General features: G+C 58.3%; 14 protein-coding genes and 1 tRNA gene. 11 read left to right on the plus strand and 4 right to left on the minus strand.

The genetic code is table 11. The annotated features are described in order from the left end of the window. Positions 1 to 52: 52 nt before the first annotated feature. The 3 genes from HMPREF9371_RS04530 to HMPREF9371_RS04540 all read right to left on the minus strand — a co-directional run bounded on the left by HMPREF9371_RS04530 (position 53) and on the right by HMPREF9371_RS04540 (position 2,340). Positions 53 to 481, minus strand: a complete 429-nt coding sequence (locus HMPREF9371_RS04530) for a hypothetical protein (protein ID WP_009118756.1) — start codon at positions 479 to 481, stop codon at positions 53 to 55. A gap of 64 nt (positions 482 to 545) precedes the next feature. Continuing rightward, the gene (locus HMPREF9371_RS04535; RefSeq protein ID WP_009118757.1) at positions 546 to 1,010 is read right to left on the minus strand and encodes a hypothetical protein; all 465 of its coding nucleotides are present in this window, start codon (positions 1,008 to 1,010) and stop codon (positions 546 to 548) included. A 133-nt stretch (positions 1,011 to 1,143) separates the two neighbouring features. Then, complete coding sequence (locus tag HMPREF9371_RS04540; RefSeq protein WP_009118758.1) at positions 1,144 to 2,340, minus strand: hypothetical protein; 1,197 nt, start codon at positions 2,338 to 2,340, stop codon at positions 1,144 to 1,146. Between the two features lie 418 nt (positions 2,341 to 2,758). Here HMPREF9371_RS04540 and hisC point away from each other — a divergent pair, with 418 nt between their 5' ends. From hisC to HMPREF9371_RS04580, 8 genes are all read left to right on the plus strand, one after another. Beyond that, on the plus strand, positions 2,759 to 3,829 hold the full coding sequence (gene hisC, locus HMPREF9371_RS04545; protein WP_009118761.1) for a histidinol-phosphate transaminase: 1,071 nt from the start codon (positions 2,759 to 2,761) through the stop codon (positions 3,827 to 3,829). A gap of 194 nt (positions 3,830 to 4,023) precedes the next feature. Then, positions 4,024 to 4,896: a prolipoprotein diacylglyceryl transferase gene (lgt, locus tag HMPREF9371_RS04550; protein WP_009118762.1), complete on the plus strand. Its 873-nt coding sequence runs from the start codon at positions 4,024 to 4,026 to the stop codon at positions 4,894 to 4,896. A 338-nt stretch (positions 4,897 to 5,234) separates the two neighbouring features. After that, positions 5,235 to 5,507, plus strand: a complete 273-nt coding sequence (locus HMPREF9371_RS12515; RefSeq protein WP_156786993.1) for a hypothetical protein — start codon at positions 5,235 to 5,237, stop codon at positions 5,505 to 5,507. 28 nt (positions 5,508 to 5,535) lie between these two features. Further along, positions 5,536 to 7,134, plus strand: a complete 1,599-nt coding sequence (locus HMPREF9371_RS04560; protein ID WP_009118764.1) for an isocitrate lyase — start codon at positions 5,536 to 5,538, stop codon at positions 7,132 to 7,134. A gap of 226 nt (positions 7,135 to 7,360) precedes the next feature. Beyond that, positions 7,361 to 7,951 (plus strand): azurin, encoded by a 591-nt coding sequence (gene azu, locus HMPREF9371_RS04565; protein ID WP_009118765.1) that lies wholly within the window; start codon positions 7,361 to 7,363, stop codon positions 7,949 to 7,951. A 117-nt stretch (positions 7,952 to 8,068) separates the two neighbouring features. Further along, the gene (locus HMPREF9371_RS04570; RefSeq protein ID WP_009118766.1) at positions 8,069 to 8,563 is read left to right on the plus strand and encodes a GAF domain-containing protein; all 495 of its coding nucleotides are present in this window, start codon (positions 8,069 to 8,071) and stop codon (positions 8,561 to 8,563) included. A gap of 119 nt (positions 8,564 to 8,682) precedes the next feature. Continuing rightward, positions 8,683 to 9,336, plus strand: coding sequence for a protein-L-isoaspartate O-methyltransferase family protein (locus HMPREF9371_RS04575; protein ID WP_009118767.1), 654 nt, complete (start codon positions 8,683 to 8,685; stop codon positions 9,334 to 9,336). Positions 9,337 to 9,598: 262 nt separating this feature from the next. Continuing rightward, entirely contained in the window at positions 9,599 to 9,925 is a 327-nt protein-coding gene (locus tag HMPREF9371_RS04580; protein ID WP_009118768.1) for a rhodanese-like domain-containing protein, read from the plus strand. A gap of 49 nt (positions 9,926 to 9,974) precedes the next feature. On the opposite strand, the gene HMPREF9371_RS04585 is transcribed toward HMPREF9371_RS04580, so the two are convergent. Continuing rightward, a tRNA-Arg gene (locus HMPREF9371_RS04585) sits at positions 9,975 to 10,050 on the minus strand. Positions 10,051 to 10,304: 254 nt separating this feature from the next. Between HMPREF9371_RS04585 and HMPREF9371_RS04590 the strand changes: the two genes are divergently transcribed. The 3 genes from HMPREF9371_RS04590 to HMPREF9371_RS04600 are packed head-to-tail and all read left to right on the plus strand — an operon-like array spanning position 10,305 to position 12,880. Beyond that, entirely contained in the window at positions 10,305 to 11,114 is an 810-nt protein-coding gene (locus tag HMPREF9371_RS04590) for a c-type cytochrome (RefSeq protein WP_009118770.1), read from the plus strand. 52 nt (positions 11,115 to 11,166) lie between these two features. Beyond that, a complete protein-coding gene (locus HMPREF9371_RS04595) occupies positions 11,167 to 12,210 on the plus strand; it encodes a metallophosphoesterase (protein ID WP_009118771.1) in 1,044 nt (347 codons plus the stop codon). 52 nt (positions 12,211 to 12,262) lie between these two features. Next, positions 12,263 to 12,880 carry a sulfite exporter TauE/SafE family protein gene (locus HMPREF9371_RS04600; RefSeq protein WP_009118772.1) on the plus strand — a complete coding sequence of 206 codons (618 nt, stop codon included), beginning with the start codon at positions 12,263 to 12,265 and terminating at the stop codon, positions 12,878 to 12,880. Positions 12,881 to 12,902: the final 22 nt, after the last annotated feature.

A 12,902-nucleotide genomic window follows, 5' to 3' on the forward strand; every position in this document is an offset into this window, starting at 1 on the left:
GCACGGTAGATTCGTCCGTGCGGGATTTTTTTGGTTCAGGTAGCTCGAATGCTTAAAACACTTTTCTACGCCCTTCAAATACCTGAATGCTGTAATCGCACACCGTAGCGGCGCACTGCTCCATATTGACGGTTAAGGTATGGCTGCCGCTTTCCGCAGCCTGCCAGCCGAATACGGGAAAAGCATGGCTTTCCTGATTGGCCTTCAGCACACTGCCATCGTATAGCAAAAGCAGATCGATGTCGCTGCAACGGCGGTCGCAATCGGCAAAAAACGTATAATGCCGGCCGGCGCTCAGCTCAATCTGATAAGGCCGCGACTGCCCGTTGGGCAGGCTGCCGCTGATGACCTGATGCGGCTTGGCGGACGGGTCTTCCTTGCTCATCATATCGCTGTTCATTTGCTGCGCCTGCAACAGCCAATCGCTCTTGGCCGATGCCGCGGCGCTGAACAGCAAGAAAAACAGAAACAGTTTGCGCATGGGTCAAAACCAGTCAGAAGATAAAAATGGGGGGCCTTGGTGCCGGTGGCGCAACCCCCGCCGCTTACTCGGCCGCTTGGCTGTGATCGGCCTCATAAATCACCACGCTGCCTTCGAAGGCATGCACAGTGGCGGCACAACGGGAACGGGAGCAGGTTTCCATGCTCAAATGCAGCGTATGCGTGCCGCTGCGGGTGGCCCGCCAACTGAACAGCGGCTGGTCGTCCACCAGTCTGTCGGCGCGCAATTCACGTCCGTTGTGACTCAAAGACAAATCAATATCGGAACAGGCTTGGTCGCAATCGCCGTAGAAGGTGTACACCTTACCGGCGCGCATGGTCACCGGCAGGGTGAACACTTGCCCGGCCGCCAGGTTGGTGCGGCGCAAAAACAGTTCTTTGGCGCCCGGATCGGCGTTTGCCACCACTTCGCGGTTGACATCGTGCGCTTCCTGCAGCACATCGGCTTGTGCCGGCAATACGGCCAAGGCCAGCAGCACACCCAAACCCCATGTTTTCATGATCTTCATGGTCTTTACTCCCAGTTTATCGGTTTTTATGGCTTTCCTTCCGCATCAGGCTACCTGAAGATTTCGGCTGAGCAGACATTGGCGCCGCTCGTTTTCAGGTAGCCTGACCGGGGAAAGTTAAAGACGGGTTTGATTAATCTTCGTAAACCATTTTGCTGCCTTCGAAGATGTGGGCGCTCACGGCGCAATCTTCGGTACTGCATTCTTTCATCGGAATGGTCACGGTGTAAGCACCGCTGCGGTTGGCGCGCCAGCTGAACAAGGGCACGCTGTCCGCCATCGTATCGCTTTTCACTTCACGGCCGTTGCGGCTGAGTGTCAAATCAATGTCGGAGCAGGCATTGTCGCAGTCGCCGTAGAAGGTATAGACCTTGCCCGCGCGCAGATTCAACGGAATGGTCAGCGTTTGACCTTGCGGCAGACGGGTTTCGCGCAACATCAGCTCGCGGGCGCTCGCGTCTTTGTGTTGCACCACTTCACGGTTGGTTTTATGGGCGTTTACCAAAGAAGTGTCCAAGTCTTTGTTGCTTTCGAAAATCTGGGTGCTGTAGCGGCACTTATCGGTATCGCAATCTTCCATGGATACGGTCAGCTTGTACTCCCCGCTTTGGCTGGCGCGCCAAACAAATTCGGGGGCGTCGCCCGAGTCGGTGAGCGAACGGATGGTTTGGCTGCCGCGGCTCAAGGTCAGGTCGATGTCGCTGCATTCGGTGTCGCAATCGGCAAAGAAGGCATAGTATTTGCCGGCGGTCAGCTGCACGGTTTCACTGTGTTTTTCGTCTTCGGCCAAGCTGTGGGTGAAAATCGGGCGCTCTACGGCGGTGGGGTCGGCTTCGAGAATCTTGTTGCGGTTGACTTTCTGCGCTTCCGGCAACCAATCGCCGCCGCTGCCGCCGCTGCTCACCACTTGGGTGCCTTCAAACGCCTGCACGTGGGCACGGCAGCGCGAATCGCTGCAGTCTTTCATCAACACTTCCACTTGGTAAGCGCCGCTCTTGTCGGCCACCCATGAGAATACCGGCGCATCGCTGCCGCCGCGCTCGCTGTGCACCTCGGTGCCGTTCAGGCTGACGGTCATGTCGATGTTGCTGCAGTCGGTGTCGCAATCGCCGAATACAGTGTAGGTTTTGCCTGCCTGCACGTTCAGGGTGGTGCGGCCGGTTTCGCCTGCTTTCAGATTCAGATGGCGCAATTGGATTTGACGGGCTTGGGCATCGGCTGCTTTCACCGTGTTGCGGTTGATTTCCTGCGCGCTGCTCAGGTAGCTGTCTGCCGCCCAAGCCGGCACGGACAAAGCGGCCAATACGGAAACTAAAGCAAGTTTTTTCATGGTATATCCTTCACATTAAGAATGATTAAGTAGGCGATTCCATTTCGGAAATCCGCAGCGGAACCAACCGTTCCGCCGTAATGAGCGGCACTTCCCGCACCATGCCGGCGAAACGGGCAGACAAATGCCCGCAAACCCTTGCCAATTATGCCTGCTAGTCCGATTTGTTGCCAAGCAAATTTAAGCGGTCAAGCAGGATTTTCAGGTAGCCGGAACGTCTGCCTTATGTTGCTCTGCAACATCCGTCCGGCGGCGCTTGCGCTTGCTCGGACGAGATAGCCGCCTTTCGGAAAATCTGCTAAATTGCCGCCGCAATCAGGCGGAAAAGGTTTCCGCCGAGTATGGTTTTTTCTGCCCGGCCCCGCCGGGCGAGACGAAACCGTATTCGCTTCAGACAGCTACAAACAAAGGAGAAATCATGAGTCATCTCGACTGCATCCGCAACGACATCCGCAATATGCGCGCCTATCAGGTGGCCGACGTACCGGCCGGCTTTATCAAGCTGGACGCCATGGAAAGCCCTTACGACTACCCCGAAGACATGAAAAAAGAGCTCGGCCGCACCTTGGCCGAAGCGCCGATCCGCCTCTATCCCAACCCCGCCACCTGCGGCCTGCTGCAAGTGCTGCGCGACACCTACCAAATTCCGGACGAAGCCGATGTAGTGCTGGGCAACGGCTCCGACGAGCTGATCGAGCGGCTCACCATGTTGGTGTCCAAGCCCGGTGCCAAAGTGCTGGCGCCCGCCCCGTCTTTTGTCATGTACCGTGTGAATGCCGAATTTTTCGGCCTCGAATTCATCGGCGTGCCGCTGCGCGAAAACTTCACCATGGACTTGGACGCCATGCTGGCCGCAGTCAAAGAACACCAGCCGGCCCTGGTGTTCATCGCCTACCCGAACAACCCCACCGGCGGCCGCTTCGCCCGCGAAAAAGTGCAGGCCATTATTGATGCCGCACCCGGCATTGTGGTGGTGGACGAAGCCTACGGCGCCTTCTCTTCCGACAGTTTCCTCGGCGAAGCGGGCAAAATCCCCAATCTGGTGGTGCTGCGCACCCTGAGCAAAATCGGCTTCGCCGGACTGCGCATCGGCTACGCCAGCGGCACACCGGCCTTGATCAACGAGCTGAAAAAAATCATCCCGCCCTACAATATGAACCAGCTCAGCCTGGCCGCCGCCGAGTTTGCCCTGCAATACCGCCCCTTCATCACCGAAAACATCAACAAGCTCAAAGGCGAGCGCGAACGGATGCGCACCGCCCTGCACGCCTACCCCGCCATCCGCGATTTCCCCAGCGAAGCCAACTTCCTCACCCTGCGCGTGCCGGATGCCAAAGCCCTGTTCGACAAGCTCTACGAGCACAACATCCTGATTAAAAACCTGCACGGCACCCATCCGCTGCTCGACCAATGCGTGCGCATCACCATCGGCCTGCCCGAGCACAACCAGGCCGTGCTGGCCGTATTGGCCGAAATGTACGGCAGTTAAGCAGTTCGTTTATTAATCCTATTCAATATTCTCTCCCGTTTTCAGGTAGCCTCTTTCCTATGCAGGCTACCTGAAAAGGTACTTATCAAACCTCCTCCCATATCCCCGCCCCTTCCTCTTCCTGACGGCATCGGCTCCCCGCCCGCCGCCATTCCGCTATATAATGCCGCTCTTTCCACCGATTGGGCGCCCCCATGCTGATTCACCCCCAATTCAATCCGGCCATCATCGAATTCGGCCCGCTGGCCATCCGCTGGTATGCGGTCAGCTTTATCGTCGGCTTCATACTGTTCATGTGGCTCGGACGCCGCCGCATCCGCGCCGGCCACACCGTTTTCACCCAAGAAATGCTCGATAATTTCTTTACTTGGGGCGTATTGGGCGTGATTTTGGGCGGCCGTCTGGGCTATGTGCTGTTTTACCGGCCCGACTTCTACTTTGCCCATCCGATGGAAATTTTCAAGGTTTGGCAGGGCGGCATGTCTTTCCACGGTGGCTTTCTCGGCGTGTTGATTGCCATGGTGCTGTTTGCGCGCAAATACCGCATCAGCGTACTCAAAGTGTTCGACTTCATCGCCCCGCTTACCCCGCTGGGCTTCGCTGCCGTCCGCCTCGGCGGCAACTTCGTCAACGGCGAATTATGGGGCCGGGTTACCGACCCCAACGCCTTCTGGGCCATGGGCTTCCCGCAAGCTGCAGAAGCCGACCGCCAACTGGTATTGGCCGACCCCGAACGCTGGGCGGCGGTGTTCGAACAATACGGCATGCTGCCGCGCCACCCCTCCCAACTCTACCAAGCCGCACTTGAAGGCCTGCTGCTGTTTGCCGTGCTGTGGTGGTTTTCCGGCAAACCCCGCCCCGACGGGCAAACCGCCAGCCTGTTTCTGCTCGGCTACGGCGTGGCGCGCTTCATCGCCGAATTCGCCCGCGAGCCGGACGACTTCCTCGGCCTGCTGTCATTGGGCTTGTCGATGGGCCAATGGCTGAGCCTGCCGATGATGATACTCGGCCTGATCGGCATGATTTGGTTCGGCCGCCGCCGACCCCCGGCCCAAACCGCCGCCTAAAATCGGCCGCCGCGCCCGCTTCAGGCTACCTGAAATCTTTCAGGTAGCCTGAGACCTTTGCAAACCCTCAGATGTGGATGCAGTTCAAGGCGTAGCAGCACAGCGAGCGTGAACGCTAGGAACCCCCGTGGGACAGACATATCACACGATAGGCAAGCGAGCGAGCAGTACCCATAGGGCATAAACGCACAACGCAGAAATGCACCGCAGATGGGGGTTTCGCAAAGGTCTCAGCCTGAATTTTTGCCGCCCTGCTCACCTTCCTATTCCATAACGCACATTAGATTCATTGCCCCTATCGGGCACAGAAAAATTATTTTTAAAAATAAATCAGAATCTTGAATAAAATTTTTCACCCCAGCCTGATTTTTTCTCTGCCGAAAAAGCCTCAAAACCGTTTTCTCGAACCCCAACACCACCGTTTTTTCATCACAAACGAAACCATCCCCATCCCGGGCCTTACCCTGCTGCTGCCAAAGCACACGAAACGAAAAGCAAACATTCGTTTTTGTGGGCTTGCGAACACTGGTGCCGACATCCGGCCGGGGCTAGCCAAAGCCGCAAAAAAGGGGTACATTTACTGCACTGCAACAAACGCAGAAACCATATAAAACGCTAATCAGAACAAAGGATTGCATCATGTCTCAATATCAAGACCAAATCAAAGCCGCTTCACAGGTTCAAACCGAAGCCGGTAAGGGCTGGCATGCCATCAACCCCGAATACGTTGCCCGCATGCGCCTGCAAAACCGCTTCAAAACCGGCTTGGACATTGCCAAATACACCGCCGCCATCATGCGCCGCGACATGGCCGAGTATGATGCCGATTCCGCCAACTACACCCAATCGCTCGGCTGCTGGCACGGCTTCGTGGCCCAGCAAAAACTGATCTCCATCAAAAAACATCAGAAAACCACCAACAAACGCTATCTCTACCTGTCCGGCTGGATGGTGGCCGCCATGCGTTCCGACTTCGGCCCGCTGCCCGACCAATCCATGCACGAAAAAACTTCCGTGCCCGCGCTGATTGAAGAACTGTACACCTTCCTGCGCCAAGCCGACGCCCGCGAACTGGACCTGCTGTTCACCGATTTGGACAACGCCCGCACTGCCGGCGACAAAGCCAAAGAACAAGAAATCCTGAATAAAATCGAAAACTTTGAAACCCACGTGGTGCCGATTATTGCCGACATCGACGCCGGTTTCGGCAACGCCGAAGCCACTTATCTGTTGGCGAAAAAAATGATTGAGGCCGGCGCTTGCTGTATCCAAATCGAAAACCAAGTGTCCGACGAAAAACAATGCGGCCACCAAGACGGCAAAGTCACCGTACCGCATGTGGACTTTTTGGCCAAAATCAATGCCGTTCGCTACGCATTCTTGGAATTGGGCGTGGATGACGGCGTGATCGTTGCCCGCACCGACTCTCTGGGCGCCGGCCTGACCAAACAAATCGCCTTCTCCGCCGAACCGGGCGATTTGGGCGACCAGTACAACAGCTTCTTGGAAGGCGAAGAAATTACCGACCTGAGCCAAGTGAAACCCGGCGACGTGATCGTGAACACCAACGGCAAAACCATCAAGCCGACCCGCCTGCCCAGCAACCTGTTCCAATTCCGCAAAGGCACCGGCATCGACCGTGTGGTATTGGACTGCATCACCTCTTTGCAAAACGGCGCGGATTTGTTGTGGATCGAAACCGAAAAACCGCACATCGGCCAAATCAAAGAGATGGTGGACAAAATCCGCGAAACCATCCCGAACGCCAAACTGGTATACAACAACAGTCCGTCTTTCAACTGGACGCTGAACTTCCGCCAGCAAGTGTTCGACGCATGGAAAGAAGCCGGTAAAGACATTTCCGCTTACGACCGCGACAAACTGATGAGCGCCGATTACGACGACAGCGAATTGGCAAAAGAAGCCGACGAACGCATCCGCACCTTCCAGAAAGATGCGTCCGCCCAAGCCGGTATCTTCCACCACCTCATCACCCTGCCGACTTACCACACCGCCGCTCTGTCTACCGACACTTTGGCTAAAGGCTACTTCGCCGAAGAAGGCATGCTGGCTTACGTGAAAAACGTTCAACGCCAGGAAATCCGCAACGGCATCGCCTGCGTGAAGCACCAAAACATGGCCGGTTCCGATATTGGCGACAACCACAAAGAGTACTTTGCCGGCGAAGCCGCGCTGAAAGCCGGCGGCAAAGACAACACCATGAACCAATTCTCCTGATTCTTCTGTAATCTGTGATGTTTTAGACGGCCTTTCGGCCGTCTCTTTTTACGCCTGCCCGACACACCCTTACGCCATAGCCCCCCTATCCGCCGCAAATTTGACGCTTCTCGGCCGAAGGCGTATAAACGGGCTGCACTCTTTATTATTTATTTTTCTGGAAACCGACGCCGGCTCCGGCGCTGCCTCGGTTTCCCTTCATTTCCCCCAACCATAAGGAAGCATCATGAAAACCTATTTGCCCGCTTTATTGGCCTCCGCCCTGATCCTTGCTGCTTGCGGCGGCGAGTCTGCCCCTTCCGCCCCGCCTGCGGCTTCTGCCCCTGCGGCCGCCTCAGCACCCGCTTCCGCACCGGCCGACCACAGCCACCATGCCGCTTCTGAAGCCCCCGCTTCCGAAGCCTCCGCTCCTGCCGCCGCAGCCGCCACCGGCTGTACCGTGGCCGTAGAAACCGGCGACGCCATGCAATACAACACCAAAGAAATCAACATCCCGAAAAGCTGTGCCGATTTCACCATCACCCTGAAACACACCGGCACCATGCCCAAAGCCGCCATGGGCCACAACATCGTGATCACCAAAGCCGGCGACATGAACGGCGTCAATAGCGACGGCATCAGTGCCGGCGTAGACAAAGGCTACCTGAAACCCGACGACGAGCGCGTGATTGCCGCCACAAACATGATCGGCGGCGGCGAAGAAACCAGCGTCACCTTCCCCATCAGCAAACTGAGCGCGGATGGCGAATACAAATTCTTCTGCACCTTCCCCGGCCACGCCGGCGTGATGAACGGCCAAATCAAACTGGTTGACTAAACCCCTTATCCCGCCCCCAGGCTAGCTGAACCGCGCCCCGCGGCCGTTCAGGTAGCCTGAGGGCGGTTTGTTCCGACTAACCGGCCAATCTAAAACCTCCCTTTCCCACCCCGCACCATGCACGAACTCCACCTTTCCGCCCAAAACAAAGCCGGGCGCTATGCCGAACTGCTGCCCCAAATCGAAGCCCTCATCAGTGGCGAAACCGATGTAACCGCCAATCTGGCCAACACCGCCGCCGTGCTCAAACACAGCTTCGGCTGGCTGTGGATCGGCTTTTATCTGGTCCGCGGCCGAGAGCTGGTGCTCGGCCCCTTCCAAGGCCCCCTGGCCTGCACCCGCATTCCTTACGGCCGCGGCGTATGCGGCCAAACCTGGGCCGAACGGCAAACGCAAATTGTGCCCGACGTCCACGCCCATCCCGACCACATCGCCTGCTCCTCCCTGTCGCGTTCCGAAATCGTCGTGCCCGTTTTCAATGCTGCCGGCGAAGTGTGCGCCGTACTGGACGCCGATGCCGACACCCCCGCTGTTTTCGACGAAACAGACGCCCAAGGCTTGGAAGCCGTCTGCGCCTTGCTCAGCCGCCACCTGTTTGCAAACAGCCCATAAGCGGCCGCTAAAGGCCACCTGAAACGCATCGCCTGCTTTCAGGTAGCCTTTAGCGACGCAACGCTCTATAATTGCGCGTTTTCATTCTCATCCGGCCACCCCAATCTGCGGAGTCCACCATGAATTTCGAACAAGCACGCTTTAATATGGTCGAGCAACAAATCCGTCCGTGGGACGTGCTCGATTTCGACATCCTCGATGCCCTGTCCGACCTGCCGCGCGAACGCTTCGTGATGCCCGAGCAACTCGGCTATGCCTATGCCGACACCGCCCTGCGCCTGCCCAACGGCGGCCAGATGCTGGAGCCCAAAGTCATCGCCCGCCTGATGCAAGGCCTCAAGCTGCAAAAATCCGATACCGTGCTCGAAATCGGCACCGGCTCCGGTTACGCCACCGCCCTGCTCGCCACCCTGGCCGGCCGCGTGATCAGCGTCGATCTCGACGAAACCCAGCAGCAACGCGCTGCCGCCGTATTGGCCGAACTGGGCATCACCAATGTCGAATTCCGCGTACTTGACGGCTTGCACGGCTTGGGCGACACCTTCTCCGCCGTTTATGTGGGCGGCTCCTGCCCGCTCATGCCGGAAAGATTGAAACAGCAATTGGCCGAACACGGCCGCATGGCCGTCATCGTTGGCGAAGCCCCGGTGATGCGCGCCACTTTGGTCGAACGCACCGGCAGCGACACCTTCAGCGAAACCGTGATGTTCGACACCGTCGCCCCGGCGCTGCACAGCAAGGCCACACCCGCGCCCGGCGCTTTCCGCTTCTAAGCCACAGCAAACAGCCCCGCCTTGGCGCCGGGGCTGTTCTTTCATCTGCCACCACACACTTGGGGGCAGTCCTTCCTTCAGGCTGAGGCCTTTGCAAAACCCTCAGATGTGGATGCAGTTCAAGGCGTAGCAGCGCAGCGAACGCAGACATATCATATAGATAGGCAAGCGAGCGAGCAGCGCACAACGCAGAAATGCGCCGCAGATGGGGGTTTTGCAAAGGTCTCAGGCTACCTGAAAAACGCACACACCTTCTGCCGCTATGTCCGCCATCCAACCCCTATCCGTACACACCCTGCAGCAATGGCAGCAGGAACAACGCCGCTTCATCCTGCTCGACGTGCGCGAAGACGATGAAGTCGCCTTCTGCCGCCTGCCCGGCAGCCTGCACCTCCCCATGCATCTGGTACCGCTGCGCCACAACGAGCTGCCCGACGACCAAGCCATCGTGGTGTACTGCCACCACGGTATCCGCAGCCTTCAGGTAGCCCGTTTTCTCGAACACGCCGGCTTTGACGAACTGTACAACCTCAGCGGCGGCATCGACGCTTGGTCGCAACTCATCGACCCCGAACTGCCTCGCTACTGAAGCGGCCAATGCAAAAAAGCAGCCCTCCAAGGCTGCTTTTCATCAAAAATGGCGCACCCAACAGGGATCGAACCTGTGACCTCCAGCTTCGGAAACTGACACTCTTCCAACTGAGCTATGGGTGCTTAAGGGGCGTAAGATTAGCGCAAAACGGCCGACAAGGCAAAACAATTTTCTCGCCGATGCTGCCCGATATTTCCGCCTTTTTTGAGTTAAGCCAAATTTTGCGATTGGAAACCCCTACCGAATTCAGTATAATCCCGCAAAATATTGTAAACCCGTTTACAGAAATCAGAACACGCGGCCGAGCGGCGCACGCCGCCCAACCTGCGGTTTTATAACACAGCAATCACCACCAAAACGGCGAGGCCCACCTCAAATGAACTCTCACCCAAACAGCGTAAAAGGCTCTGCTCTGACTACCCTAATCGGCGGCATCGTCATCTTGCTTGCCGTCTTGTTTTTCCTGGTTAAACTGGCTACCGGCGGTTACTACAGCGATGTGGAAGACATGAATCCCAACGCTGTGGAAACCCGCATCAAACCGGCCGGCGGCCTGCTGCTCGGCGACGGTACGCCTGTGGGCCAACGCGAAGGCAAGCAGGTCTTCGACAAAGTTTGTATCCAATGCCACGGCGCCGATTCCAATGTGGCCTTCTCTCCCAAAATTACCCACAACGCCGATTGGGCGCCCCGCATTGCCAAAGGTTTTGAGACTTTGGTAAAACACGCCATCGACGGCTTCGTCGGCCCCCAAGGCGGCTCGATGCCCGCTCGCGGCGGCGACACCACGCTGACCGATGACGAAGTGGCCCGCGCCGTTGCCTACATGGCCAACGAATCCGGTGCCAGCTTCAACGCACCGGCCGTACAGAGCGAAGGCGGAGAAGCCGCTGCCTCCAGCGAACAAAGCGCCGCAGCCGGCGACAGCTCGGCTACCGGCAAAGCCGTGTTCGACAAACTGTGCGTTGCCTGCCACGCCGCCAACTCCACTTTCCCGAATTCCCCCAAAATCACCCATAACGACGACTGGGCGCCGCGCATTGCCCAAGGCCGCGAAACCCTGCTGAAAAACGCCATCCAAGGTTTCAAAACCATGCCGGCCAAAGGCGGCGACCCCAGCCTCTCCGATGCCGAAGTAGAAGCAGCCGTCGCTTATATGGTGAACCAATCCGGCGGCACCTTCTAAAGTTTCCTGCCAGCACGCCTTCGGGCGTGCTTCTCTTTTTCCGATGCCCGCTATGCAAGCCGAACAACTTTTCCGCACCCTACCCGCCGGCCAGCCGCTCGACATCATCGGCGACGTCCACGGCGAAATCGACGCCCTGCTTTCCCTGCTGCACCACTTGGGTTATCGAACCGACGGCAGCCACCCGCACAACCGGCTGCCGGTATTTGTCGGCGACCTCTGCGACCGAGGCCCCGACAGCCCTGCTGTTTTGGCGCTGGTTGAACAATGGATGGCCAACGGCCGCGCTCAAGCCGTGCTCGGCAACCACGAAATCAACCTCATCACCCACGACCCGAAAGACGGTTCCGGCTGGTATTTCCCCGAACGGGCCGAACGCGATGCCCGCCAATACGCTCCCTGGCGGCACCACCCCGAACCGGACAAAACCGCTTTGGCCGAACGGTTGGCACAATGGCCGCTGGTTCTGCTGCGAGACGACATCCGCATCGTTCACGCCGCCTGGCTGCCCGACGCCCTTGACGACATCCGCGCCAATCTGCATCAAGCCGACACCCTGCCCGGCCTCTACCGCTTCTTCGAGCAACGTATGGAAGAGGAAGCCAAACAAGCCGATTGGTATGCAGGCTACCTGAAAGAGCAAGAAACCCATGCCGCCCAGATAGAGCAGCCCGATGCCGAACTGCCTTTTCTGCCCGGCACCGCCCAATACGACCTCCACCGCAACGGCAGCAACCCCATCCGCAGCCTGGTCAGCGGCATCGAAACCGCGGTGAATGCCCCTTTCTACGCCAACGGCCGCTGGCGCTTCACCACCCGCCTGCCTTGGTGGCAAACCTACCACGGCCCCACCGCCGTTGCTTTCGGCCACTATTGGCGCCGCTGGCCCAACCTCGGCCAAAACCGCCTGTTTGACGAAGCCGCCGACAGCCCGCTCGGCACCAGCCGCAACGCCTACTGCGTGGACTACGCCGTCGGCGCCCGCTGGCGCAGCCGCCGCCACGGCGGCGATCCGCAGGCGTACCGCCTCGCCGCCCTGCGCTGGCCGGAAAAAACGCTGCTTTTCGATAACGGCGAATGTGCCGCTTTACGCTGAACCAAGGCATCTCGTCTCCCCATCCTCCGCCTGCTCCCCAACGCCGAATACGATGACCGACTTCACCTTTTGGCACTATCTGGCCATTTTCCTGCTCGGCATTGCCGCCAGCATCATCAACATCATGGCAGCCGGCGGCTCCAACCTGACCCTGCCGATGATGATGGCTTTCGGTGTCCCGCCCGACATCGCCAACGGCTCCAACCGGGTCGGTATTTTCCTGCAATCGCTTACCGGCCTGCGCGGTTTTGCCAAGGCGGGCAAAATGCCCACCGCCGATTTGCGCGGCATCCTGCTGCCCACCCTGGCCGGCGGCCTGCTCGGCTCCCTGTTGGCCGCCTTCCTGCCCAACAGCCTACTGAAGCCGCTGCTGTTGGGCGCCATGTTGGCGGTCGCCACCCTGATGGCGGTCAAACCCAATCTGCTGCTGGCGGGAGAAGGCCGCCACGCCAAGACGGTGCGCGAAACCCCGAGAGCCGCCGCTTGGCTATTTGCCGCCGGCGTGTACGGCGGATTTGTGCAGGCAGGCGTTGGCTTTCTGATGCTGCCCATTTTGGTCGGCCTGCTGCATTACGATCTCGTACGCGGCAATGCGCTGAAAATTGCCTGCACCCTCGGCTTTACCTCGGTTGCCTTGGCCGTGTTTCTGGCTAGAGCTGTTTCGATTTAATTAATTACATACCCAGCCGATC

This window comes from Neisseria shayeganii 871 (assembly GCF_000226875.1).
Lineage (GTDB): Bacteria > Pseudomonadota > Gammaproteobacteria > Burkholderiales > Neisseriaceae > Eikenella > Eikenella shayeganii.

Coding starts and splice junctions, on each gene's coding strand:
- HMPREF9371_RS04530 (WP_009118756.1), bottom strand. CDS start 481: ATGCGCAAACTGTTTCTGTTTTTCTTGCTGTTCAGCGCCGCGGCATCG.
- HMPREF9371_RS04535 (WP_009118757.1), bottom strand. CDS start 1,010: ATGAAGATCATGAAAACATGGGGTTTGGGTGTGCTGCTGGCCTTGGCC.
- HMPREF9371_RS04540 (WP_009118758.1), bottom strand. CDS start 2,340: ATGAAAAAACTTGCTTTAGTTTCCGTATTGGCCGCTTTGTCCGTGCCG.
- hisC (WP_009118761.1), top strand. CDS start 2,759: ATGAGTCATCTCGACTGCATCCGCAACGACATCCGCAATATGCGCGCC.
- lgt (WP_009118762.1), top strand. CDS start 4,024: ATGCTGATTCACCCCCAATTCAATCCGGCCATCATCGAATTCGGCCCG.
- HMPREF9371_RS04560 (WP_009118764.1), top strand. CDS start 5,536: ATGTCTCAATATCAAGACCAAATCAAAGCCGCTTCACAGGTTCAAACC.
- azu (WP_009118765.1), top strand. CDS start 7,361: ATGAAAACCTATTTGCCCGCTTTATTGGCCTCCGCCCTGATCCTTGCT.
- HMPREF9371_RS04570 (WP_009118766.1), top strand. CDS start 8,069: ATGCACGAACTCCACCTTTCCGCCCAAAACAAAGCCGGGCGCTATGCC.
- HMPREF9371_RS04575 (WP_009118767.1), top strand. CDS start 8,683: ATGAATTTCGAACAAGCACGCTTTAATATGGTCGAGCAACAAATCCGT.
- HMPREF9371_RS04580 (WP_009118768.1), top strand. CDS start 9,599: ATGTCCGCCATCCAACCCCTATCCGTACACACCCTGCAGCAATGGCAG.
- HMPREF9371_RS04590 (WP_009118770.1), top strand. CDS start 10,305: ATGAACTCTCACCCAAACAGCGTAAAAGGCTCTGCTCTGACTACCCTA.
- HMPREF9371_RS04595 (WP_009118771.1), top strand. CDS start 11,167: ATGCAAGCCGAACAACTTTTCCGCACCCTACCCGCCGGCCAGCCGCTC.
- HMPREF9371_RS04600 (WP_009118772.1), top strand. CDS start 12,263: ATGACCGACTTCACCTTTTGGCACTATCTGGCCATTTTCCTGCTCGGC.